This window comes from Sphingobacterium sp. G1-14 (assembly GCF_002196555.1).
GTDB classification, from domain to species: domain Bacteria; phylum Bacteroidota; class Bacteroidia; order Sphingobacteriales; family Sphingobacteriaceae; genus Sphingobacterium; species Sphingobacterium siyangense.
Genome location: NZ_CP021381.1, coordinates 4,141,167 through 4,165,046 on the forward strand (window position 1 = coordinate 4,141,167; position 23,880 = coordinate 4,165,046).

General features: G+C 39.1%; 22 protein-coding genes. 8 read left to right on the forward strand and 14 right to left on the reverse strand.

Going from position 1 to position 23,880, the window contains the following annotated elements:
- Positions 1–701 precede the first annotated feature (701 nt).
- Positions 702–1,739: a LacI family DNA-binding transcriptional regulator gene (locus CBM24_RS17955; protein ID WP_088162204.1), complete on the forward strand. Its 1,038-nt coding sequence runs from the start codon at positions 702–704 to the stop codon at positions 1,737–1,739.
- A gap of 95 nt (positions 1,740–1,834) precedes the next feature.
- On the opposite strand, the gene CBM24_RS17960 is transcribed toward CBM24_RS17955, so the two are convergent.
- The 4 genes from CBM24_RS17960 to CBM24_RS17975 are packed head-to-tail and all read right to left on the reverse strand — an operon-like array spanning position 1,835 to position 4,706.
- Positions 1,835–2,680, reverse strand: a complete 846-nt coding sequence (locus tag CBM24_RS17960; RefSeq protein ID WP_088162205.1) for a hypothetical protein — start codon at positions 2,678–2,680, stop codon at positions 1,835–1,837.
- The gene (locus tag CBM24_RS17965) at positions 2,677–3,060 is read right to left on the reverse strand and encodes a GntR family transcriptional regulator (protein WP_070567719.1); all 384 of its coding nucleotides are present in this window, start codon (positions 3,058–3,060) and stop codon (positions 2,677–2,679) included. Before CBM24_RS17965 ends, CBM24_RS17960 begins: the two co-directional genes overlap by 4 nt.
- A gap of 1 nt (position 3,061) precedes the next feature.
- A complete protein-coding gene (locus CBM24_RS17970) occupies positions 3,062–3,871 on the reverse strand; it encodes a hypothetical protein (RefSeq protein ID WP_145328624.1) in 810 nt (269 codons plus the stop codon).
- Positions 3,855–4,706, reverse strand: a complete 852-nt coding sequence (locus CBM24_RS17975; RefSeq protein ID WP_088162207.1) for an ATP-binding cassette domain-containing protein — start codon at positions 4,704–4,706, stop codon at positions 3,855–3,857. Before CBM24_RS17975 ends, CBM24_RS17970 begins: the two co-directional genes overlap by 17 nt.
- A gap of 723 nt (positions 4,707–5,429) precedes the next feature.
- On the opposite strand from CBM24_RS17975, the gene CBM24_RS17980 reads away from it, so the two are divergent.
- Positions 5,430–5,906, forward strand: coding sequence for a hypothetical protein (locus CBM24_RS17980; RefSeq protein WP_088162208.1), 477 nt, complete (start codon positions 5,430–5,432; stop codon positions 5,904–5,906).
- On the opposite strand, the gene CBM24_RS17985 is transcribed toward CBM24_RS17980, so the two are convergent.
- Genes CBM24_RS17985 through CBM24_RS17995 form a run of 3 tightly spaced genes read right to left on the reverse strand, consistent with a single transcriptional unit; the run spans position 5,907 to position 8,678 of the window.
- On the reverse strand, positions 5,907–6,683 hold the full coding sequence (locus CBM24_RS17985) for an enoyl-CoA hydratase/isomerase family protein (RefSeq protein WP_088162209.1): 777 nt from the start codon (positions 6,681–6,683) through the stop codon (positions 5,907–5,909).
- Positions 6,684–7,523: a hydroxymethylglutaryl-CoA lyase gene (locus CBM24_RS17990; RefSeq protein WP_088162210.1), complete on the reverse strand. Its 840-nt coding sequence runs from the start codon at positions 7,521–7,523 to the stop codon at positions 6,684–6,686.
- 6 nt (positions 7,524–7,529) lie between these two features.
- Positions 7,530–8,678, reverse strand: coding sequence for an acyl-CoA dehydrogenase family protein (locus CBM24_RS17995; RefSeq protein ID WP_070567729.1), 1,149 nt, complete (start codon positions 8,676–8,678; stop codon positions 7,530–7,532).
- Positions 8,679–8,832: 154 nt separating this feature from the next.
- Between CBM24_RS17995 and CBM24_RS18000 the strand changes: the two genes are divergently transcribed.
- Entirely contained in the window at positions 8,833–10,440 is a 1,608-nt protein-coding gene (locus tag CBM24_RS18000; protein WP_088162211.1) for an acyl-CoA carboxylase subunit beta, read from the forward strand.
- Positions 10,441–10,531: 91 nt separating this feature from the next.
- On the opposite strand, the gene CBM24_RS18005 is transcribed toward CBM24_RS18000, so the two are convergent.
- Positions 10,532–12,460: an acetoacetate--CoA ligase gene (locus CBM24_RS18005; protein ID WP_088162212.1), complete on the reverse strand. Its 1,929-nt coding sequence runs from the start codon at positions 12,458–12,460 to the stop codon at positions 10,532–10,534.
- Between the two features lie 122 nt (positions 12,461–12,582).
- On the reverse strand, positions 12,583–13,632 hold the full coding sequence (locus tag CBM24_RS18010) for a ferredoxin--NADP reductase (RefSeq protein WP_088162213.1): 1,050 nt from the start codon (positions 13,630–13,632) through the stop codon (positions 12,583–12,585).
- A gap of 261 nt (positions 13,633–13,893) precedes the next feature.
- Here CBM24_RS18010 and CBM24_RS18015 point away from each other — a divergent pair, with 261 nt between their 5' ends.
- On the forward strand, positions 13,894–14,610 hold the full coding sequence (locus tag CBM24_RS18015; RefSeq protein WP_075993370.1) for a superoxide dismutase: 717 nt from the start codon (positions 13,894–13,896) through the stop codon (positions 14,608–14,610).
- Between the two features lie 53 nt (positions 14,611–14,663).
- Here the strand turns inward: CBM24_RS18015 and CBM24_RS18020 are convergent, their stop codons facing one another.
- A complete protein-coding gene (locus CBM24_RS18020) occupies positions 14,664–15,062 on the reverse strand; it encodes an SRPBCC family protein (RefSeq protein ID WP_075993371.1) in 399 nt (132 codons plus the stop codon).
- Positions 15,063–15,081: 19 nt separating this feature from the next.
- On the reverse strand, positions 15,082–15,732 hold the full coding sequence (gene pyrE / locus CBM24_RS18025; RefSeq protein ID WP_070567741.1) for an orotate phosphoribosyltransferase: 651 nt from the start codon (positions 15,730–15,732) through the stop codon (positions 15,082–15,084).
- A 22-nt stretch (positions 15,733–15,754) separates the two neighbouring features.
- On the opposite strand from pyrE, the gene CBM24_RS18030 reads away from it, so the two are divergent.
- From CBM24_RS18030 to CBM24_RS18045, 4 genes are all read left to right on the forward strand, one after another.
- Positions 15,755–16,342, forward strand: a complete 588-nt coding sequence (locus tag CBM24_RS18030; RefSeq protein ID WP_232475558.1) for an NUDIX domain-containing protein — start codon at positions 15,755–15,757, stop codon at positions 16,340–16,342.
- Between the two features lie 58 nt (positions 16,343–16,400).
- Positions 16,401–17,117: a 3-ketoacyl-ACP reductase gene (locus tag CBM24_RS18035; RefSeq protein ID WP_075993373.1), complete on the forward strand. Its 717-nt coding sequence runs from the start codon at positions 16,401–16,403 to the stop codon at positions 17,115–17,117.
- A gap of 119 nt (positions 17,118–17,236) precedes the next feature.
- Positions 17,237–18,298, forward strand: a complete 1,062-nt coding sequence (locus CBM24_RS18040; protein WP_088163629.1) for an NADH:flavin oxidoreductase/NADH oxidase — start codon at positions 17,237–17,239, stop codon at positions 18,296–18,298.
- Between the two features lie 87 nt (positions 18,299–18,385).
- Positions 18,386–18,778 carry a VOC family protein gene (locus CBM24_RS18045; protein ID WP_088162214.1) on the forward strand — a complete coding sequence of 131 codons (393 nt, stop codon included), beginning with the start codon at positions 18,386–18,388 and terminating at the stop codon, positions 18,776–18,778.
- A 64-nt stretch (positions 18,779–18,842) separates the two neighbouring features.
- Here CBM24_RS18045 and infB read toward each other — a convergent pair whose 3' ends face one another.
- From infB to rimP, 3 genes are all read right to left on the reverse strand, one after another.
- Positions 18,843–21,989 carry a translation initiation factor IF-2 gene (infB, locus tag CBM24_RS18050; RefSeq protein WP_075993375.1) on the reverse strand — a complete coding sequence of 1,049 codons (3,147 nt, stop codon included), beginning with the start codon at positions 21,987–21,989 and terminating at the stop codon, positions 18,843–18,845.
- A 103-nt stretch (positions 21,990–22,092) separates the two neighbouring features.
- The gene (nusA, locus tag CBM24_RS18055; protein ID WP_070567754.1) at positions 22,093–23,334 is read right to left on the reverse strand and encodes a transcription termination factor NusA; all 1,242 of its coding nucleotides are present in this window, start codon (positions 23,332–23,334) and stop codon (positions 22,093–22,095) included.
- 5 nt (positions 23,335–23,339) lie between these two features.
- A complete protein-coding gene (gene rimP, locus CBM24_RS18060) occupies positions 23,340–23,804 on the reverse strand; it encodes a ribosome assembly cofactor RimP (protein WP_075993376.1) in 465 nt (154 codons plus the stop codon).
- Positions 23,805–23,880 lie beyond the last annotated feature (76 nt).

Here is a 23,880-nt window from a genome sequence, read left to right on the forward strand (position 1 = left end):
TGGAGGCTCAGGGGTGTGCTTGGGAAATGAGGGGCTGAGCCAATCCCAGCGGGATCACTAAAGAAAAGCTAATCGCAAGATTAGCTTTTCTTATTTAACACTCACGGGAACTCCTTTTTGTCCCGCAAAAATTACCGGTAAAACCGAAAAGCTACAACAAAACCAATGCGCAACCCCATTCAGCCTATAGTTTACCGATAATCTAATATTGGACTGTTCTCACAAAACTATTTTCATTATCAGTTGTCTCTATTTATACAGACAAAAATTTTAATGATGAAAAGGCAATTAACATACATAATAATGTCATCCTCTTTTTTCCTTATTACAAGCTGCTCCGTAATAGAAGGGATATTTAAGGCTGGTGTTTGGACAGGCATCCTCATCGTAGTTGTTATAGTCGCCCTTGTCCTTTGGATCATCAGTAAACTTTTCGGTGGCACCAAATAACAGCCTCCTCTTTTAACAAACTTTTCGACACCTTTCGCCCGAATACCAACAACATCTCATCAATTCTCATTAACAACGCTTTTCTTGATCTCCATTTGAAAACATGTTTTTTATCTTATCTTTATAATTTCAAGAATTTACGGGCTCAATACATTAAAAATAGTAACCGATAATTCAAGAATAATTCTAGCGCTATCTTACCATCGTATTGACGCTAGAACATTTGTAATCAATGAAAGAGGATCGAGCACATGAAGAGATTTACGTTAAAAGAGATTGGCCAACAGTTAAACCTATCTCCAGGAACCATTTCCAAAGCACTAAACGATAGCCATGAAATAAGTGCAGAAACAAAAAAGCTAATCTTAGATTTTACGCAGAAAATCAATTATATACCAAATTTCTCCGCAAAAAGCTTAAAAACAGGGCGCTCAAACACCTTAGCAATCATTGTTCCATTTATCTCAAGCTCTTTTTTCTTTGATTTCTACGAAGAGATCTCGCACATTCTATCGCAGACGAATTATAAACTGATCCTATTGCAGACTTTTAACGACGAGAAAAAAGAAAAAGAAGCGCTGGAACTTTGCATACAAAGCAATATCGAAGGAGTGATCATTTCCCCTGTGAAAAATGATTCAAGCTTATCGCTTTTGTTTTATATGATGGAGCAGGTTTGTCCCGTCATTATTTTCGACCGAATAAACCATCAGCTCGATACATTCAAAATCGGAATCCAAAACAACAAGGTCATCTACCAGGCAACAGAAGAAATGATCAAAAACAGAAGAGAAAATATCATTCTTTTACTATGTAAAGATATTGGCGGAAATGTAAGCCGCATAAAAGGATATAAAGATGCACTCTTCAACGCCGGCGTACCCTTCAAAGAAGAAAATATTATAGAAATATCCTATTCCAGCCCCAAGGACAATATCGATGACGAACTGGAAAGCAAAATAAACACGTTATTAAATAAGCCCTCCGCTCCAAATGCACTCCTCTCAACGACAGACACCTTGTCGTTAAAAGTTTTGCACATATTAAATAAATTGAAGGTGAAAATTCCTGATGACATGAACTTAATTGGCTTTAGCAACACCCCTTTTGCCAACAGTCTCAATCCATCTCTAACAACAATTACCCAACCAACACAGCTGATGGCAGAAAAATCGGTAGAACTCCTCTTGCAGATGTTAAAGAAAAAAAACAAAAAGAATTATTTCGAATTCGAGACGTTTTTTTTGGACTGCAGTATCGAACACCGAAAATCTACATCATCCCTTTAAAGAAAAGGTCAAAATCCCACTATGGAATTTTGACCTTTTCAGAAAATATCGATCTCCACTATTAACGATCGACCGCAACATCCACCAATTAAACCTTACTTAAGCAATGATCGCAATGCATGGACAGGCAAATCTATTTTAGTATCATTGGATAGATTCCCGTTCAATGTTCCCCATTGCAAACTATCTAAACGGACAGATGATTTTCCTTCAGTTTTGATATTCAGAAGACCAACTTTGGCTTCAGGTCCTTTCCTATTGAAATAAACTTCTGAATTGTTTGCCACAATATCTGCACTTTGATAATTCGTACGCGGAAGTCCCAAAACACTATTCGTCGTGTTAACAAATAAACGACCAACAAGAGAATTCCCCTTACTGTCCGTCCCGCCAAGATCATCAATAGTGGAATTTGTCAGGTTCAGGTTCAACGTATTTATAACGGATTTTTCTGCAAGGGAAAATACCTCAACGCTATCACCTACAACAGTCAACTCGTTCAACTTAGCGGACAACTCGTTAATACCCGCATTTTTTAATTTTAAAACCTTAAAATCAGGTGAAAAAATATAGATTGACTTATAAAACCCCTCTCCTCCTGATAAAAGATCTAAGGTAAGATTGCCAGATTGATCAACATTCGCTTTCACAAAGTCGGCTTGACTTTTATTAACTTTAACCATAAACTTATCGCTTTTCACCCAATACAACCCTACACCGCTTGCATTGGTACCTACAATATAAAGCTTATCGAAAGCTGCCAAGGGAAACGACCGGTAATAAACATCCTTTGCACCTGGCTTAGATACCTCCTGCTCAACATCAGCATTATATTTTTTCGCATCCACTCGATTTATACGAACAAGGTAGGACGCGACAAGCATCGGAACCGCGAATAAGCCTATTGCTAATCCCATTATTATTTTTGTACTTAATTTCATGACTCATTTTGATTAAAATTCTGACTTACAAACCGTCTATAACGTTGCTCTAACTCATCCAGACCGATTTCCAATAAATAAATATTACGAAAAAACAAGGGAAGATCTTCTTCTAGAAAAATTGCCTTTCTATATAACTTCACATTCTTCACCGATTCTTGTGTCAGAAAAAAACCGATCCCGCGCTTATTGGCTATAATTTCTTTCTGCTGCAACATATCGTAGGTCCGCATAACAGTATTGGGGTTAACCTCCATCTGAACTGCCAATTCCCTTACTGAGGGGAGTTTTTCATCCACTTTCCAGGTCGCTAGCAAAATATGATCACATACATACTCAGCAATCTGAAGGTAAATGGCTTTATTTGCATTGAACTCCATACTAAATCTCCTTTTCTTTTAACCTTAAAAAAGCAACCGCCCAAATCATTATGGTAAGCAACACTCCTACAGCGCCGATCAATGCAAAAATATGATTTGAATCAGACCAATAGTTATTATCCATTGTACCTACGGTATCCTGGGTCTGAGTCTTCATTAAGTAAACAAAAAGACACATCCAAACAACACAGTAAAGCACAAGAAAAATAGCCGTCTTTACATATTGATAGTTTTGGTAGACGATCCCACCAAGTAAAAAAATTGCATTTAGAAGAATTGGTACAAAACAAAAATAATAAGCCGGTTCAGGGTATTGAATCTTGAAAAAGTACTGCCATAGATCCACACTGACCGTCCCCCCTGATGGCTGCACTTCATTTACAACCACAGAACCAACGCTCCTCAAATAAGAAACAAATGCCAGATCGATCAAATAAAAGACCAATAAGTATGAACCAATACTCACGACAACCGTATAGAATAAGCTGACCAGAAACTTTTCCAATTGTGACGCCGGAATCATCAGCTCAAAAATCGCCCGGGTCTTCTTCCCTAAATCGGCAAAATAACTACTTGAGATAACCGTTACAAAAAAGAGTCCCAAGATACAAAACAACGGTGCTCTGAAATTTAGCAACGAATAAACAGTATTCTTTTTGATGTCATCATAATTTGACCCCAAATTAACCGCATAAAAACCAAAAATTACCCCGGCAATAATCCCTATTGACATCAGATAAATTCGCCCAAAACCAATCCATTGTCTTCGAATCAGTCCAAAAAAACGCGTAGCATTAAATAGATTTGACATATTCATCAAGTTTAATAAGGTCCGTAATTTTTTCCTTGCACTGTAACACAGCATTAAATAACAACTCCAAATCCAGTTTCGAATCTTCTACCGCCGAGTTTGGGAGAATAACATTAAAACCGCCTACTCCTTCTTCGGAATAGAGTGTATCCAAAGGCAATTCTCTTACTTTTTTAAAGCATAAACGATCAGTAATCACATGCATCGGAGCATTGAGTGCAACCTTATGATCATCAAGCAAAATAACAGCATCAATAAGATTATCCAGATCACGCACCTGATGTGTGGAGATAATCACACATCGATCGTCAGTAATGGCAGAAGCCATGATCTTTCGAAACTGAACCTTAGAAGGAATATCCAAACCATTCGTTGGCTCATCCATGATGATCACTTTCGTGTTAGACGCTAAACCGAAAGAAATAATATATTTCTTTTTCTGTCCATAACTCATGTTTGCTAATTTTTGCTCAATAGGAATATCGAACTCACGAATAAGCTGATCGAAATATACCTGATCGAAGTTGGGGTAGAACCCTGCATTAGCCTTCAGAAACTGTTCTGATTTTACGGCAGGGAGATAAAACTCTTCCGGAATAAAACTAATCTCTCTTAACAAGGAAGGTTCCCTTCGATTAGGGTTATGCCCCAGCACATCAACTCGCCCCGAAACAGGATATACCAAACCGGCAATATTCTTAAGCAAAGTTGATTTACCAGCACCATTCTTCCCCAACAAGCCATAGATATGCCCCTGCTTCAATTCAAGATCCATATGAAGAAAGAGTGGCCTTGATTTACTATAGCTGAAATTTAGATTTTGGATAGTAATCATACTACTGTATTATTTAATTAATACACTAATATAGAAACGAATTTTATATAATTCCAAAAATATTTTAAAAAAAATACAGGCAGGGCTTTGCTTACGCTCAGGCATTACTTTATTTTAATAGCGCCAATCGGGCATAGGACAACATAAACACTCAATTTATGTAATAAACATAATGCAATGACAAACAAATAGTTATTTAAATACATTATGAAATTCATAATAAACAAAAGGCAACTTTAACGAGATGCGTTATCCGTGTTAAAAAACTGAACAAATTACAACTATCCGCCAAAACTAAAATAACCCCATTCTAAGCCTAAATAAATTAAAACCACACAAACCCCTTGAGAAAAACAAACAGCACCTCAGAGAGGCTAAAAACAGCCAAAACCAAAACATACAAGAGTAGTATTGATTACTCAATAGGAAATACCTTTGTTCTTGCAATCATTTGAACTGTGTGTTTGGGCTAGTTAATCGTTATTCTCCACCTTACCGATGAATACCAAATTACACGCAATAGTAGTATTAACCAAGAGTTAAACAAAATACAAAACAAACTAATAATCAAAACGATAAAAAACTTATATAAACAAGAAATACACATAAATATGACATACTTTGAACAACAGATTAGTCAACTGATGAAAAACCTTCGTTTATTTTATGTGATGATATTGCTTAAAATAGCTTTAAATCTATTTTATTACCATCTTTGTCTGTATGATGAATTACATTTATCCTTTCATTCTAGCGATGCATTCTTTATGGAGATGGGAGGTATTGATTGTAGTAACGATTAGTCTCGTGAACTTTTTTTACAAAAGAAAAAAGGAACTTCCATTCTCCCCTACCGATCAATTTCTTGTAAAAATTACGGTTATTTCTTTTTATATTCAGCTATTTTTAGGTTTTAGTCTCTATGTACTGAGCCCCATCACACAGTACTTTCTGCAACATTTTGACGAAGCAGTTCACCTCAGGCAAATTCGCTTCTTTGGCATGGAGCACAGTAGCATGATGATTATTGCCGCAATCTGCTTAACAATAGGTGCCCTTAAAAGCAAAAACGCCGATACAAACGATCGACGTTTTAAAATATTATTAATCTGGTTTGGACTAGCTCTCCTGATCGTTCTTAGCTCCATTCCCTGGGAATTCTCGCCGCTGACAAGCAGACCTAGTTTTCGATCATTTTAATTAGCTATTTTGCCAGTTGGCTTTTCTCTTATTTCGCATTGCATCCATTCCTTCTTTGAAATCATTGGTTTTACGCAAATCCGCCAAGCTCTCCAATAGAAAGTTATACTTATCATCATAATCTTGCTCTTTTAATTTTCGCAGTGCTACAAAACCCCGTGATATGGCCAAGGGAGCATTTTCCAGGATCGTCCTTTTCAATTCAATCAATACTGTTTCTTCAGCATCCAGGATGCCATAAACGATTTCCCTTTTCAAAGCCTCCTCCGCAGAAAAAGACCGACCACTGATACAGAGATCCATGGCTTTTCTTTCAGGCATATATTCTGTAAGCAACGCCAACACCTGAAATGGAAAGAGCCCAATTTTCACTTCAGGCAAAGAAAAACGTACATGTGGGAGAGCAAATAAATACGTACAGGATAATGCTATCAAAAAACCACCTGCAATAACATCTCCCCTAACAACACAGATTGAAGGCTTATCTAAACAGGCAAATATTTCTGCCAGTGACTTTTCAACCTTGGGAATTGCCGAATTTCCAATATCTAATGTAGGGTCCTCAAAAGCTTTAAGATCCATACCAGCACAGAACACCGGACCTTCAGCCTCTATTTGTACTAAACGAACATCAGGATTGCTATTCGCCAGATTCAATGCATAGGCTATTTCGCTCACCATTGTCGGACTAAAAGCATTTCTTTTATCCGAACGGGCTAAGGTCAAGTTGAACACATGCCCCTCAACGTGCACTTTAATAAAATTCAGTTTTTCCATCTACAAAATCATTTGTCTGAAGCTATGCTCCAATCCGATTATTTCAGCATCAGTTCCTCGTCCAAAATAATGCAACAACAGCTCTGAAGGTATATTACCGACCAAATCATCTTTTGCAAATGGACAACCGCCATAACCGAGCAATGCGCCTTCAAATTTACGGCAACCCGCCAGATAAGCTGCTTCAATCTTTGCAAGACTCTCCTCTCGCCTTGCATGAAAATGTGCGCCTACTTCCAGTGTTGGAAAACGAGTTTTAACAAAACTAAATAATTCTGAGATCTGATTTGCATCGGCTTCTGAAGTTGTGTCTGCCAAAGAAAATTCCCGAATGCCAAGATCGCATAATTTTCCAATCCACTGTTCTACCAAAAGCGGGGACCAAGGGTCACTGTATGGGTTTCCAAAAGCCATGCTAATATAAACAACCAGAGATTTATGCTGCGAGTCGGCCAAAGCTTTCATTTCTTTTACCTGCTGATAAGAAGCCGCCAAGCCCATATTGGTATTTCGAAGTTGAAATGTTTCCGATATTGAAAATGGATACCCTAAAAAGTGGATTTTTTCCTCTAGAGCTGCCTCCTGCGCGCCCCGAAGATTGGCGACAATCGCCAATAACTTCACTTTTTCATTCGTTCTGATTCCTTCCAGTACTATTTTTGTATCCGCCAACTGCGGAACTGCTTTCGGCGAAACGAAAGATCCAAAATCAATAACATCAAACAGCCCACTTTCGATCAACGTATTGATATGTTTAATTTTCTTATCCGTCTCAATAAAGTTATGAAGCCCTTGAACAGCGTCTCTTGGGCAATCAACCAACACAACTTGATCCCTCATAATATGCTATAAAATATCTTTCTCAATCTCTCTAGCGATCACCATTTTCTGAATGCTTGAAGTCCCTTCACCTATTGTACATAACTTGGCATCTCTAAAAAACTTCTCGGCAGGATAGTCCTTTGTAAATCCATAACCACCAAAGATTTGTACAGATTCATTCGAAACACTAACGGCAGCCTCCGACGCATAAAGTTTAGCCATCGCACCAATTTTAGAAACACGATCTCCATGATCCTTTAAATAGCCTGCCTGCCTCGTCAACAGTTCACTGGCTTCCACCTGTGTCGCCATATCTGCTAGCGCAAAAGAAACCGCCTGAAATTCGTAAATCTTTTTCCCAAACTGCTCACGCTCGTGCGCATATTTCAACGCGCACTCGTAAGCTCCGCGTGCAATACCCAAAGAAAGTGCCGCAATAGAAATACGTCCGCCATCCAATAATTTTAAGGCCTGCACAAAGCCCTGCCCTTCTTCACCGATGAGTTGATCCCGATGAATCCGACAATTATCAAAAAACAGACAGGCAGTTTCTGAGGCACGCATCCCCAATTTATTTTCTTTCTTTCCTGCGGTAAATCCAGGTGTACCTTTCTCAACAATAAAAGCAGACATCCCTTTTTTATCTCCCTTAGCCCCCGTCCGCGCAATAACGACAGCAACACTAGAACTGATGGCATGCGTAATAAAATTCTTAGAACCATTCAACACGTAGTGATCACCATCTCGCTCAGCAAATGTCGTCATTCCACCAGCGTCCGAACCAGAACCGGTCTCTGTAAGTCCCCAGGCACCGATCCATTCAGCTGTCGCCAACTTTGGAAGATAACGTTTCTTCTGTTCTTCACTGGCAAAGCTTAATATATGATTTGTACATAACGAATTATGCGCCGCTACGGAAAGTCCAATTGAGCCACACACCTTGGAAATCTCATCCAAAACGGTAATATACTCCTGGTATCCGAGTCCCGATCCACCATATTCTTCAGGAACGATCACACCCATGAAACCGTGTTCGCCTAACTTTTTAAAAACTTCTATTGGAAATATTTGGGCTTCGTCCCATTCCATCACATAAGGTTTGATATGATACTGTGCAAAATCTCGTGCACTTTGTCTGATCATATCCATTTGTTGTTTATTTTCAATAAACATAAGCATGAATATTAAATTTACAATCGGTAATTCAATTCAAATATATCAAAATATTTAGGAATAAAATTGCAAATATTTTAAAATTTTATTTTAAATTTATCTAAAAATAAGAAATTCTTAATTCAACAGCTTTTTAAAACCAAGATTATAAATTATGAAGGAGCTACTCGCATTACTTCGCCAAAAAAGAGAAAATTTAAAACTAGGTGGTGGCATCGATAAAATAAAAAAACTGAAAGAAAAGGGTAAAATGTCAGCCTGGGAACGAATAGAATATCTACTGGACCCAGACCGAGAATATCTGGAAATAGGCATGTTTGCCGGCGAGGGAATGTATAAAGAACATGGTGGATGCATAAATGCGGGCTGTGCAGCGGTACTGGGCTATGTAAAATCCAAACTATGTGTCATCGTCTCTAACGATGCAACCGTAAAAGCAGGAGCCTGGTTTCCTATTTCTGCCAAGAAAAATCTACGCGCACAGGAAATTGCCATGGAAAACAATCTTCCAATTATTTATTTGGTAGATTCTGCAGGTGTGTTTTTACCGATGCAGGATGAAATATTTCCCGATAAAGAACACTTTGGCCGCATATTCCGTAACAATGCCCGAATGTCTTCCATGGGAATACCTCAAATTGCAGCAATCATGGGAAGTTGCGTGGCAGGTGGCGCTTATCTCCCTATCATGTCCGACTACGCCTTTATCGTCGAAGGAACAGGCTCTGTATTTTTAGCAGGCCCATACCTGGTCAAATCTGCGATAGGTGAAACCGTAGACGCTGAAACACTCGGCGGAGCTTCTACCCATTCGGAGATATCCGGCGTGACAGACAATAAATTTCCCGACGACCAAAGTTGTTTAGAGGCCATAAAAAATGTTATCGATAAAATCGGTGGAAATCCAAAAGCTAATTTCAACAGAAAGCAAAGCCTTCCTCCAAAAACAGATCCGAGTAAAATAGTAGAGATTCTTCCCGAAGACAGAACAAAACCTTATCGCATGCAGGATATCTTGAATGCAATTGTAGACGCAGATACTTTAGAGGAATACAAACCCGATTATGGAAAAACCATTGTCTGCGCCCTCGCACGTGTAGACGGTTGGGCTGTCGGGATTGTTGCCAATCAACGTGAAATTATCAAAGCCAAGAAACCCGGTAACGCAATGGAAATGCAGATGGGCGGGGTTATCTATAGTGATTCAGCAGATAAGGCAGCGCGCTTCATCATGAATTGCAACCAGCAGAACATTCCGCTTGTGTTTTTTCAGGACGTCACTGGATTTATGGTAGGAAGCCGATCAGAGCAAGGGGGGATTATCAAAGACGGAGCAAAAATGGTAAATGCAATGGCCAATTCCGTAGTTCCAAAATTCACTTTTATTGTTGGAAATAGTTATGGCGCAGGAAACTATGCGATGTGTGGAAAAGCGTATGACCCACGACTAATCTACGCTTGGCCTACTGCCCAAATGGCTGTCATGAGCGGTGCCGCTGCAGGCAAGACACTGTTTCAAATCCAAGAATCAGCTTTAAAAGCCAAGGGTCAAGAAATTAATGAAGAAGAAAAAAACAGTCTCCTTAAATCAATAGAAGATCGGTACAACGAGCAACTGAGTCCGTATTACGCTGCTGCAAGATTATGGGTTGATGGAATTATAGCGCCTGAAGAAACACGAAAAGTCATCAGCATGGGAATTGAAGCTGCCAACGAAAAACCTATTCTAGAACGGTATAATGTCGGTGTTATACAGGTCTGAGTGGAGTAAAATTAAATTAGAAAACCCCTCAAACGATAAACTTCATCATCCGAGGGGTTTTCTAATTAGGTATTTTTATATCATACTATACTTAAGATCTTCTCCAGATTTTACTGATCGCTTCAAAGTCTAACAAAGATTCTCTGTTCCGCATAATATCTACTGACACCGCTTTTTCTACAGTCATTCCCGAAAAAATCTTCTTAATAGGCAGCTCCAGTTTTTTACCGCTTAACGTGTAAGGAATAGCCGATACCTGAAAAATATCGTCAGGCACATGTCGCGGACTATATTGTTGCCGAAGCTCCCGTTTAATCTCCCCTTTTAACGCATCATTCAATAAACCATTGTCCAATTGAACAAAAAGCAACATATCAGATGATCCATTTTCATGATCTACACAGATAACCAAACTATCCAAGACCCCTTTGGTTCTATTTAAAACATTATAGATCTCTGCAGTACCGATACGTACGCCACCGCGGTTTAGCGTTGCATCTGAACGACCGTACATAATTATTCCATCATGTGCAGTGATCTTAATCCAATCACCATGACTCCAAACACCGCTATATTTATCAAAATAACTATCAAAGTATTTTTTATTCGCCAAATCATTCCAAAAATAGATGGGCATACAGGGCATGGGAGCTAAAATAACAAGTTCTCCCACCTCTCCATAAAGATGATGACCATGCTCATCAAATGCTTCTATCTTAGAGCCTAGAGTGCGACATTGGATCTCCCCTGCATAAACATCAAGCAATGTACACCCCGAAAGAAAGGCACTGCAAACGTCTGTACCACCACTTAGCGAGACAATTTGACTCTTTGGAAACTGTAGATTTAGCCATTCAAATACATCTGGTGGAAGTGGTGAACCTGTCGATCCTATTGTTTTCGGCTGATAAGCCAAGGATCTTAAATCTTGATCCTGACAGGAGATGAGATAAGCAGCGCCAACACCAAAATGGTCAACCTTGCTTTCCTGTGCAAACTTCCATAAACTTAATTTATCGGGATAATTCGTAGCCCCATCATATATACACAATGTATTTCCCATTAAAAGGGCCGAAAGTGCGTAATTCCACATCATCCATCCAGTAGTGGAATACCACATGAATCGATCCCCGTCTTGCACATTTTGATGCAGTCCAAGTGCTTTCATATGTTCTAATAGCATACCACCAACTCCATGTGTAATGGCTTTGGGCTTCCCGGTAGTTCCGGAAGAATACAAAATCCATATTGGTGCGTCAAAAGGCATTGCCGTAAATTGGAGCTCAGCCTGTGTAAGATCCTTTTTCAGAATCTCTTCCCAAATATTGTCATCAATCAAAACACAAGCCAGTAAAGATGGTAGCCGCAGAGAAAGTTGTTTAATACTCTCCGCTTTTTCAAAAAGACGGCCATTATAGTAATAACTGGAATTTGCGAAGAGCACTTTGGGTTCAATCTGCTCAAAACGATCCTGAATACTCGCCTCCCCAAAATCGGGCGAACAACAGGACCAAATAGCACCGATGGAATTAGCAGCTAAAAATAACGCAACAGCTTCAATGCCATTAATCAATACACCAGCAACGCGATCTCCACTTTGTACCCCTAGTTCTTTCAAATAGACCTGAAGTTTGAGAACCATGGATTCCAACTCAGTCCATGACACCTCTCTTTTAACTTGCTGTTCAGATTGAAAGATTAATGCCGGACGCTTTTTCGTTGTGTTTCGAAATACGTGTTCAGCATAATTCAAGGTAGCCCCAGCAAACCATTTTGTTCCGATAAAGCTTGTAGGATCTGTTGGCGAATCAACAATAGTTGTAAAGCCTGAATGAAACTTTATATTAAAATAGGCGGCTATACTCTTCCAAAAACTAGCCAGTTCCGTCGTAGACCATGCCCAAAGCTCCTGATAGGATGGAAAGAATACGCCATGCTCCTTCTCGACATATTGTTTAAACTTATTGATCTCAGATTGAGATTTTTGCTCTTCTGTTGGGCTCCAGAGTAATTTCCCCATAATAGTTAGATATAAAACGGCTATATCCAAACTTAGATAAATTTACTTGTATATGCAATTTTAAATATTTCTGGCACCCCATAACTGCACAGCATATTTTTGGATTAAATACGAATGCTCAATTATAGCACTTCAATAGCTGTATTCATTTCTACCGGATGCCCCGTGCACAACAGTATTCTTCCTTGTTCAACTTCGCGGTCTGTTAACACCTCATTATAGTCCATTCTTACTTTCCCCCTTGTACACTGCGAAATACACGTACTACACATACCGGATTTACAAGAATACGGCAACTTAATTTTATGTTCCAGCCCTATATCTAAAATAGATTTATTGTAGGGAACCTCTAGATGATAAGTTTTACCTTGAAAAGATAGTTCGATGGCATAGGTTGTTGTATCGACTTCCTTTTCAGTCTCATCATCATCATCATCCTCTTCATTTTCGGGCAATAGAAATGTCTCTCGTTTTATCTGATTGGAATCAAACCCCATCCCCAAAAGTGTAAAACGACATAAGTCCATATAAATCACAGGACCGCAAGTATAAAACAAAGCATCTTCCTTATTTCCAAACAAATGATCGTTAACAATAGCATGTATATAGTCTCTATTTAACCTGGCTTTCATCAAGTATTTACTATTGGAGTAAATCCACACAATAGTTAAGCGGTCAGGGAATCGATCTGCCCAGTGCTCCAATTCCGATCGGAACGGTGTTAACTCCAGCGTACTATTACTGTAAATTAAAACTATTTTGGACTTACTTTCAGCAAGAAGCGCTGTTTTCAGAATAGCATACAAGGGTGTAATGCCAATTCCTGCAGCAAACAAAAATAAGGTCCGAACCTTTTCTGCTTCAGGTTCATATACAAATAAACCCTGAGGTTCCATTGCATTCACGATATCCCCCTCCACAATAGTATGGTGGAGCAGTCGGGATATTTCCCCATTTTCGACACGCTTAACAGTGATACTTAAGGGCTCATTATTATCAGGCGAACTATTAAAAGAATAAGAACGACGTACCTCACGATCACCAAACACAAAAGAAAGTGTAATAAACTGCCCAGCTTTATAGGAAGGATAGTCTCCTGCTATAGACTCAAGCTGAAAAGTAATGTTATTATTAGGTTGGGGGATAATTTTTGAAATCCTTAATGTATACATAAATCAAACTTAGCTAAATTTGCCTTTATAAACAATTATAATTCTCTGGATACCTGCCCTAAGACTACCTTGAAGCGTTCTTAAAAGCATGCAAATTATATGTTACATAAATATCGTAAACCAAAATTCAAAACAATATATGCCACCCTAAAAGATGAATTTATAACAATTTTGTTGTATTACAATTAACAGACAATTCTTGCACAATATTTGTAAAATTTCACGTTATATTTATATCAAAACTAATCACAATAAGATTATATGCAAACACGCAGAAACTTCCTTCAAAATGCAGCAAAGGCTACACTAGGCATCGCTGTATCTGGATCAATATTACAAGATATTGCTTCCGCGAAAGCTACTGAATTAAATGCCGCTACCTTAAAGTTTTCCCAAGTAAAATTACCTTTCAGTTATGCCGCTTTGGAGCCTAATATTGATGCGTTGACAATGGAAATCCATTATACAAGGCACCATATGGCCTATATTAACGCCGTTAACGAAGCCATTCTTGCTGAAAATATCAAAGAAGCCTCAGAGGAGCAACTTCTAGCAAACATATCTAAGTACTCTCCTAAAGCAAGGAATAACGCTGGTGGAGCTTGGAACCATAACTTTTTTTGGGAAAGTCTGTCCGATAAGCCGAGCCAGCCCTCTGAAAAATTATTGACCATGATCAATAAGACATTTGGTTCTTTAGACAAATTCAAAGAACAATTTGCCGCAGCAGCAACCTCACGATTCGGTTCGGGATGGGCCTGGTTGATTTTGGATGACTCAGGTAACTTAAAAATTACCTCTACTCCAAATCAAGACAACCCTTTAATGGATGTTGCAGAGGTAAAAGGTATCCCCGTTTTAGGCCTTGATGTATGGGAGCATGCTTATTACCTGCACTACCAAAACAAAAGAGCTGATTATATTAAAAATTGGTGGAATGTTGTGAATTGGAAAAAAGTCAATGAAAGACTAGCATAAAAAAAGCTCGATTAGTAATAATCGAGCTTTTTTTTATATCCGTTATGAACAACCTATCCCAACTTTTCTTTTAATTTGTTGACCTGAAAATCAACTAATTTTTGAAGTGGTCCAGAAGCGATCATCTTCATCATCATGTTGAGATCAGCATCTATAATAAAGGTTGCCTTTGTCACCGTATCAGCAACAACTTGCAATTCCCAACGAAGAGCAACTTCAAAAGGCGCCTTCTCCGACGGAACCAACTTAATAAATTGATTCTCACTACGCTCTTCTACCTTAAGAGCCAATTTTGCCATATTCTGAATTGTAAATCGAGCTTCGTCCGTAGTCGAAGACCAATTGTAGATATTTTCCGGCATCAACTGTTCATGATTGTTGAGATCCGCCAAAAATGCATACACCGCGCTGACATTTTTGTTGATTTCTGTTGTGTTCTGAATAGTAGTCATAACGATAAATTAATCTTTTTTATTGAAAATTATCTCCCCAAGTTGCAGGGTTCAATCGCCACTTTTTCAAGATCTCAATATCCTCTTCCAATACATAACTATTTTCAGCAGCGACCTGAATCAAAGCATCATAATTACATAAACTGAAATAAGGACATTTTGCATCGGCAAAATTATCAGTAGCTTGTTGCAATCCATAAGTAAAAATAGACACCAACCCAACAACATTGCAGCCAGCCTCACGTAATGCCTTTACAGCCACTAAACTACTCTTACCTGTCGAAATTAGATCTTCTATTACAACTACACGTTGACCGCTAACTACTTCACCTTCAATTAAATTCTGACGACCATGGTCCTTAGCTGAGCTTCTAACATAAGAAAATGGTAGTCCCAAATCCTGTGCTACCAAAACGCCTTGTGGAATACCTGCCGTAGCAACTCCAGAAATCATATCCACTGATCCAAACTCTTCTTGAATAAGCTTAGAAAGCTTTTGACGAATGTATGTACGAATCGCAGGATGAGATAAAGTGATACGGTTATCACAGTAAATTGGAGACTTCCAACCCGACGCCCATGTAAAAGGACTTTTAGGTTGCAATTTTATTGCTTTAATTTGCAATAAGGATTCAGCAACTTTTTGTTCAACCTCATTTAAATTATTCATGGCGCAAATTTATAAAATTTATATGAACGAAACCGTGCTAATTTTAGCAGATTTTGTTCCATCGAAAACCAAAAACCCACAAACAATTAGTTTTCAAGAGATTGACCTCCAAAAACTTTTCAAACAATCTGAAATTGATAAAGTTCCAAAAACATATCTCTACATCAACAAGGATTTTGAAACTGTATTTCAAAACTTAAAAAATAAAATTAAGCTCATCAAAGCAGCCGGTGGATTGGTGAAAAACGGTGATGGAGATTATCTTTTTATCTACCGATTAGGAAAATGGGACCTCCCTAAAGGTAAAGTCGAAGACAATGAAAAAATGCGGGAAGCAGCTGTACGCGAAGTTGAAGAGGAATGTGGCATTAAAATCAACTACTTAGGAAAAAAAATTACCACATCATACCATACTTATTTTTTGCGAAATGGAGAATTCGTCCTAAAAGCAACAAACTGGTATGAAATGGGAGTCAACAAAGTCCCTAAATTGATTCCACAAACCGCAGAAGATATTACAAAAGCGGAATGGCGTCATGTGGACCAATTTGAAGACATACGGAACAATACTTACCCTATTATCGAAAATATCCTCAAAAAGGCAAAATAAGTTGCCTTTTTGAGGTTCATCTGACACGAATAAAAAAGATCATACCTATTTTTATGTTATGGAAAATATAACAGGAAAAAGAGCCTTAATTACAGGTGGCGCGCGGGGATTAGGAAAAGCAATTGCCTATGCATTAGCGAAAGAAGGTGTTCATATCGCGATTACTGGGAGAAATGAAGCTGCTTTGAAGGATACGGCTGCGGAACTTGCCGAGCTAGGCACTGAGGTCACTTATGCCGTTTTTGACGTATCAAATTATAGTGCTGTACAACAGGAGATCGAGCAACTGAAAAACACTTTCGGCAGCTTTGATATCTTAATTAACAATGCGGGAGTGGCATCATTTTCCTCTGTGCTCGACATGGACGTTGCCGATTGGACATCGATCATTCATACCAATCTCTTGGGTACATACTTTGTTACAAAAGCTATCCTTCCACAACTGATTGAAAAAAATCAAGGCGATATCATTATGGTATCTTCGACTGCCGGATTAAATGGCGCGGCCACCACTTCCGCTTATAGTGCGTCAAAGTTTGGCGTCATCGGCTTCGCCGATTCTTTAATGCGGGAAGTACGGAAAAACAATATTCGTGTATGTACGTTAATGCCAAGCACGATCGCTTCCGATATGTCCAAAGAACTTGGACTTACCGATGGCGATCCAGAAAAAGTTCTCCAGCCTGAAGATTTCGCAGAGTTAGTAGTTGCCAATTTAAAACTACCAAGAAGAGCAATGCTAAAATCAGCATCTTTATGGTCTACAAATCCTTAACAGTTGAACCACGGTTCGCAAAGATTTAAATAAAGGCTTCTGAGGGGCTCTCTTTACAAAACAAAGAATTGATCAAGGCGGGAGCTTTCCTTGCTCCTGCCTTCTATAAACACGCAATTATGAGTCAATTATTTTCATCAGTAAATATTGGAAACCTCCAATTGAAAAATCGTTTGGTCGTATCTCCAATGTGCCAATACTCCGCAAAAGATGGTTTTGCAAATAACTGGCATTTGGTTCATTTGGGCCAGTTTGCAATCGGCGGAGCTGCAGCAGTAATACAGGAAGCAACAGCAGTTAGCCCTGACGGTCGAATCAGTGATGGAGACCTTGGTTTATGGGAGGACCAGCATATCGAAAAACTAAAAGAAATAACCGAGTTCATTAAAGAAAATAATTCCATACCGGGCATACAACTTGCTCATGCAGGCCGCAAAGCAAGCAGTAATAAACCTTGGGTCGGGCGGAATCAATTTTCACCAACGGATCCACAGGGTTGGCAAACAGTCGCCCCATCTCCGATCCCTTTCCATGCTGGAGATTATGAACCACAGGAGCTTGATCTAGACGCCATTGAAAATCTGATTGAACAATTCGGAACAGCAACGAAAAGAGCCATACAGGCAGGCTATGAAATTATTGAACTCCACGCTGCACATGGATATCTGATCCATCAATTTCTTTCACCACTGAGCAACTTACGGACAGACTCTTTCGGCGGGATCTTTGAAAATAGGATACGTTTTCTTATTGAAATTGTGAAAAGAGTAAAACGAGAAATAACAAGCCAAAGTTTATGGGTACGTATTTCAGCAACAGATTGGGCCGAAGCAGGCTGGGATCTACAGCAGTCTATAGCCTTATCGCAACTACTGTATACATTGGGGGTAGATTTAATTGATGTGTCGAGTGGAGGCTTGGTCTCCTATCAAAAAATAGATGTCGGACCAGCATATCAGCTCCCTTTCGCCATCGCGATTAAGGAACATACCAAGAATAACGTTGCCACAGTAGGTTTAATCAAAACGGCTATTCAAGCGTCTGAGATCATCGCACAAAAGCAAGCTGATTTAATCTTAATCGCACGGGGATTTCTTGATGATCCACATCTTCCATTACATTTTGCCAAAGAATTAGATGCTGACATCCCCTGGCCTAAACAATATGAAAGAGCAAAATAAGATGAAACATTGTAAAATAGTCTGTATATGATCCATATCCTTAAGGAACAACCTTGTATAACAAACACAATGAGATAAGATTTAAAAATGAAATTAAACCTCAACAAGATACATCATATCGCTATTATCTGTAGTGATTATGAGCGTTCAAAGAAATTCTATACTGACATACTGGGCCTAGAGATTGCTAGAGAATACTATCGTGTGGAACGTGATTCCTACAAACTGGATCTCAAACTCCATGATCATTATATTATAGAACTTTTTTCGTTTCCATCACCGCCTAATCGGCTCAGCTTTCCAGAAGCCGCCGGTTTAAGACATCTTGCATTCGAAGTCGATAATCTCGACCTAGAATTAAATAAGCTCGAAAAAGCAGGTGTATCACACGAAGGGATCAGAATAGACGAGTTAACAAATAAACGCTTTACATTCTTCTTTGATCCTGATCAGGTACCAATAGAACTATACGAACGTTAAAACAGAAAGCGGCATTGATTAAAACCAATGCCGCTTTCTGTTTTATTAGTGTATCACTAAGTGATTACAATTTACGTTTCACTTCAACTTGTTCGTAAGCTTCGACAATGTCTCCTACTTGAATATCATTGAAACGGTCAATATTTAAACCACATTCATAACCCATTGAAACTTCTTTCACATCATCTTTGAAACGTTTCAAAGATGCCAGTTTACCAGTATGAATTACGACACCATCTCTGATTATGCGGATATCATTATTTCTATTGATCTTACCTTCTTTAACCATACATCCGGCAATCGTACCAACTTTAGAAATTTTGAAAGTTTCTCTGATTTCAACCTCAGCAACAATTTTCTCTTCAAATTTCGGAGCCAACATACCCTCCATCGCAGACTTGATTTCATCAATCGCATCATAGATGATCGAATATAAACGTACATCAATTTGCTCGTTCTCTGCCAACTTACGTGCGTTTTGTGTCGGACGTACTTGGAAACCTATGATGATCGCATCGGAAGCAGAAGCTAACAATACATCTGATTCAGAGATCGCACCCACTGATTTATGAATGATATTAACTTGGATCTCGTCAGTAGACAATTTCAATAATGAATCTGATAATGCTTCAATAGAACCGTCCACATCACCTTTAACGATAATATTAAGTTCTTTAAAGTTACCGATGGCCAAACGACGACCGATTTCATCCAAGGTAATATGTTTAGTTGCACGCATACCTTGCTCGCGTTGTAACTGAAGACGTTTGTTGGCTACAGTTCTAGCTTCAGACTCGCTTTCAAGAACATAAAGCTTATCCCCTGCTGTTGGCGCGCCTGCCATACCCAAGATTTGTACTGGAACAGACGGTCCCGCCTCTTTAACACGTTCACCTCTTTCATTAGTCAAAGCCTTCACTTTACCTGAATGCGATCCCGCTAAAATAGGGTCTCCAACACGTAATGTACCACTTTGTATCAATACCGTTGTCACGATACCACGACCTTTATCCAAAGCTGCTTCAATTACTGAACCAACAGCGCGTTTTTTCGGATCAGCTTTTAGATCTAACATCTCAGCTTCCAATAGAACTTTTTCTAATAATAGGTCAACATTTTCTCCCGTTTTTGCTGAAATCTCTTGCGCTTGGAACTTACCGCCCCAGTCTTCAACTAAGATATTCATCGCAGAAAGCTGCTCACGGATTCTATCAGGATTTGCTCCCGGTTTATCTACTTTAGTAAATGCAAATACGATTGGTACTCCCGCTGCTTGCGCGTGGTTGATTGCTTCTTTTGTTTGCGGCATGACAGCGTCGTCCGCTGCAATAACGATAATAACAATATCCGTCACTTTAGCACCGCGGGCACGCATAGCCGTAAAAGCTTCGTGACCAGGAGTATCCAAGAATGTAATTTTACGGTCATCCTCCAATTTCACCGCGTATGCACCGATATGTTGGGTGATACCACCAGCCTCACCAGAAGTAACGTTCGCCTTACGGATATAATCCAATAAAGATGTTTTACCATGGTCAACGTGTCCCATGACCGTTACAATAGGGGCTCTTGAAACCAAATTCGCTTCGTTATCCGGTTCCTCAAGTTCAGCAGTCTCCTCATCCTCAGGTTTGATAAACTCTACCTGATAACCAAATTCATCCGCTACAATTGTTAAAGTTTCCGCATCTAAACGTTGGTTAATTGACACGAACATACCCAAACTCATACAAGTTGCAATAATTTGGGTTACCTGAACATCCATCAAATTAGCTAATTCGTTTGCTGTTACGAATTCTGTAACACGCAATACTTTCGCCATCATTTCTTGCTCCATTGCAGCTTCTTCTGCATGTTGAGCAACATCGTCACGTTTCTGACGTCTCAATTTGGCACGTTGCGCAAATTTACCAGATTTACCTGCACCACTCAAACGAGCAAGTGTTGCCTTAATTTGATCTTGGATTTCCTTTTCAGTAGGTTCTTCCTTATTCTCAACAGGTCTTCCCTTACCTCTATTGTCAAAACGATTACCGTGTTGCGGTCTCGTACCTTGTCCTGGTCTACCTGGGTGTTGGTTGTTACCTCCTTGTCCTGGTCTACCCGGATGTTGGTTGTTGTTTTGCCCTTGACGATTGTTCGGGTTGTTGTTAGGACCATGATTCCCTCCTCGGTTACCCTGTTGGTCCCGGTTGTTGGGATTGTTGCCATCACGCGGCCCACGGTGTTGGTTATTATGACCTTGACCTTGCCCCGCATTTGGGTTTACTGGACCATTTGGATTCGTACGCTTACGCTTACGTTTCTCATTATTATTTCCAGCATTTGAAGATGAAGCCACTGGTTTGTGGGAAGGTCTAGCAGATGGTAATTCAATCTTACCAATGACTTTAGGACCTGTCAATCTCTCTGCACGAGCAGAAATAATTTCATCTCCTTGTTTTTTCACAGGCTCCACTATTGGAGTTACTGGTACAGCTTTCGGCGCTGTTTCTTCTTTTTTCTTGTCTTCTACCTTCACAGGTTCAGTTTTTGTCTCTACAACCGGAGTTGCTTTTACTTCAGTTTTATTTACTTCGGGTTTTTCTATTTCAGCTTTTGGTACAACAACTTCCGGCTTCTTTTCAATAACCTTTGGTTCTTCTTTTTTCGCTTCAACAATAGGCGCTTTGACTTCGGCTTCTTTCTTTTCTTCCACCTTAGCTTCAGCTTTAACCTCTACAGGTGTTTCTTTAACGGTTTTTGGTTCCTCCTTAACAGGTTCTTCCTTCTTGACCTTATTTCCGCCTCTATTCAATGCGTCCAGATCAATCTTACCAACCACCTTCATACCACCTTGATGAACGGGCTCCTCTACTTTTGCCGGAGTAGGTTCCTTAACAGAAGGGATTTCTACCGTATTTTTGACCAGGATTTCCTTGGATTCATCATGATCTTCGAAATCCTCATTCTTAGATGATTCCTTAGGAGAAGTGGACGGCGACTCCTCACGACGAATTTTGCCAATCACAATTTGTTTAGCTTCATCTTTCAGTGATTTGTCTCCCTGAAACTCTTTTAACAGCACACCATACATCTCTCCGCTCAATTTAGTGTTAGGCTTTGCTTCTACATCATATCCTTTTTTCACTAAACATTCCACGGCGGTATGTATCCCGATGTTGAGTTCCTTTGCTGCTTTAAGCAAGTTTGTTCCTTTTCCTTCAGTCATCTATAATATAAACTATTTTAATATAATTACAAAAATATGTTTTTTTCCATCCATAAACAATTTATTCCGAATGTTAGATAGAAAAAAATTAATGAGCTGAATTTTATTCAAATTCAGCTTGTAAAATACGTACAATCTCACGAACAGTATCTTCTTCCAAATCGGTACGTCTAACCAGCTCTTCCTCGCTAAGAGACAACACCGACTTTGCAGAATCCAAACCAACACGTTTCAATTCATCAATAACCCAGCTTTCAATCTCATCGCTGAATTCTTCGATATCAACATCTTCATCAAACTCGTCATTTTCGCGATAAACATCAATTTCATAACCAGTCAATTTACCAGCCAACTTGATATTGTGTCCTCCACGACCAATTGCTAAAGAAACCTGATCCGATTTTAAATATACAGCCGCAGTCTTATTTTCTTCATCGATTTTGATTGAGCTAATCCTTGCTGGACTCAAAGCGCGAGCGATATACAATGAATGATTTGTTGTAAAATTAATCACGTCAATATTCTCGTTACGCAATTCACGAACGATACCATGAATACGGGATCCCTTCATACCAACACAAGCTCCTACAGGATCAATACGATCATCATAAGACTCAACGGCAACCTTCGCTCTTTCTCCTGGTTCACGAACGATTTTCTTAATCGTAATCAAACCATCAAAAATTTCAGGAACCTCAAGTTCAAATAAACGTTGTAAGAACGCAGGTGCGGTACGTGAAATGATAATCTTTGGATTATTATTCATCATATCCACTTTATGCACAACTGCGCGAATGCCATCTCCCTTTTTGAAATAGTCAGCTGGAATTTGTTCTGATTTAGGAAGAATTAATTCATTACCATCCTCATCCAATACCAAGATTTCTTTTTTCCAAATCTGATAAACCTCACCAATGACCAACTCTCCTTCTCTATCTTTATATTTCTTAAAGACTTCGTCTTTTTCCAATTCCAAAACCTTAGATACAAGCGTCTGACGTGCAGCTAAAATTGCACGACGGCCAAAGCTTTCCAATGTGATCTGTTCAATAAAATCATCGCCTACTTCCAAATCTTCATCATGCTTTCTAGCTTCCGCCAATTCGATTTCAAGATCATCATCCTCTGAAAACTCATCTTCAACAACGACACGCGTCCTCCAAATCTCCAAATCTCCGTTATCTGGATTCACGATAACATCCACATTTTCATCCGTACCAAAACGACGACGGATCATACTACGAAAAACCTCTTCCAATACTGTAATAACAGTAGGTCTATCGATATTCTTAAACTCCTTAAACTCTTGAAAAGAGTCTATCAGATTGATGTTGCTGTTACTCATTATTATTAAAATGAAATTACCACTTTTGTTGCTTTTATTTGATCAAAAGGAAGTTCTTTTTCTACCTCTTGTGCTTTTTTACCTTTTTCTTTTATCTTCTGAAGAACATTGATCTTCATCTCGTCTACGGTCAATAATGTACCTTCAACTTTTGTATTATCGTTCAACTTTACCTGAACTGTACGACCAATATTCTTTTGGTACTGTCGGATATTAACAAAATTAGCATCAATACCTGGAGATGAAACCTCTAAACGGTAAGCGTCATCAATTACATTTTCCTCTTCCAAGTGGAAACCAACATGACGGCTCACCTGTGCGCAATCATCAATATTCACACCATTATCTCCGTCCAAAAGAATCTCAAGAATTTTATTTGGGCGCATCTTCACGCTGACGATAAACAAATCCTCGCGATCTGCAATTTTTTCCGCGATGAGTTCAATAACTCTCTTTTCTATATGCTGCATTGTTCTGTTTCTAGAAATGCTAAATTAATTGAATTAAAAAAAGGGGGCAATACGAGCCCCCTTCCTTTCAGATATG

Coding starts and splice junctions, on each gene's coding strand:
- pyrE (WP_070567741.1), bottom strand. CDS start 15,732: ATGAATAATTTAAATGAGGTTGAACAAAAAGTTGCTGAATCCTTATTG.
- CBM24_RS18020 (WP_075993371.1), bottom strand. CDS start 15,062: ATGACTACTATTCAGAACACAACAGAAATCAACAAAAATGTCAGCGCG.
- CBM24_RS17965 (WP_070567719.1), bottom strand. CDS start 3,060: ATGGAGTTCAATGCAAATAAAGCCATTTACCTTCAGATTGCTGAGTAT.
- CBM24_RS18040 (WP_088163629.1), top strand. CDS start 17,237: ATGAGTCAATTATTTTCATCAGTAAATATTGGAAACCTCCAATTGAAA.
- CBM24_RS17980 (WP_088162208.1), top strand. CDS start 5,430: ATGATGAATTACATTTATCCTTTCATTCTAGCGATGCATTCTTTATGG.
- rimP (WP_075993376.1), bottom strand. CDS start 23,804: ATGCAGCATATAGAAAAGAGAGTTATTGAACTCATCGCGGAAAAAATT.
- CBM24_RS18035 (WP_075993373.1), top strand. CDS start 16,401: ATGGAAAATATAACAGGAAAAAGAGCCTTAATTACAGGTGGCGCGCGG.
- CBM24_RS18005 (WP_088162212.1), bottom strand. CDS start 12,460: ATGGGGAAATTACTCTGGAGCCCAACAGAAGAGCAAAAATCTCAATCT.
- CBM24_RS18015 (WP_075993370.1), top strand. CDS start 13,894: ATGCAAACACGCAGAAACTTCCTTCAAAATGCAGCAAAGGCTACACTA.
- CBM24_RS18000 (WP_088162211.1), top strand. CDS start 8,833: ATGAAGGAGCTACTCGCATTACTTCGCCAAAAAAGAGAAAATTTAAAA.
- CBM24_RS18045 (WP_088162214.1), top strand. CDS start 18,386: ATGAAATTAAACCTCAACAAGATACATCATATCGCTATTATCTGTAGT.
- CBM24_RS17970 (WP_145328624.1), bottom strand. CDS start 3,871: ATGTCAAATCTATTTAATGCTACGCGTTTTTTTGGACTGATTCGAAGA.
- infB (WP_075993375.1), bottom strand. CDS start 21,989: ATGACTGAAGGAAAAGGAACAAACTTGCTTAAAGCAGCAAAGGAACTC.
- CBM24_RS18010 (WP_088162213.1), bottom strand. CDS start 13,632: ATGTATACATTAAGGATTTCAAAAATTATCCCCCAACCTAATAATAAC.
- nusA (WP_070567754.1), bottom strand. CDS start 23,334: ATGAGTAACAGCAACATCAATCTGATAGACTCTTTTCAAGAGTTTAAG.
- CBM24_RS17985 (WP_088162209.1), bottom strand. CDS start 6,683: ATGGAAAAACTGAATTTTATTAAAGTGCACGTTGAGGGGCATGTGTTC.
- CBM24_RS17975 (WP_088162207.1), bottom strand. CDS start 4,706: ATGATTACTATCCAAAATCTAAATTTCAGCTATAGTAAATCAAGGCCA.
- CBM24_RS17955 (WP_088162204.1), top strand. CDS start 702: ATGAAGAGATTTACGTTAAAAGAGATTGGCCAACAGTTAAACCTATCT.
- CBM24_RS18030 (WP_232475558.1), top strand. CDS start 15,755: ATGAACGAAACCGTGCTAATTTTAGCAGATTTTGTTCCATCGAAAACC.
- CBM24_RS17960 (WP_088162205.1), bottom strand. CDS start 2,680: ATGAAATTAAGTACAAAAATAATAATGGGATTAGCAATAGGCTTATTC.
- CBM24_RS17995 (WP_070567729.1), bottom strand. CDS start 8,678: ATGTTTATTGAAAATAAACAACAAATGGATATGATCAGACAAAGTGCA.
- CBM24_RS17990 (WP_088162210.1), bottom strand. CDS start 7,523: ATGAGGGATCAAGTTGTGTTGGTTGATTGCCCAAGAGACGCTGTTCAA.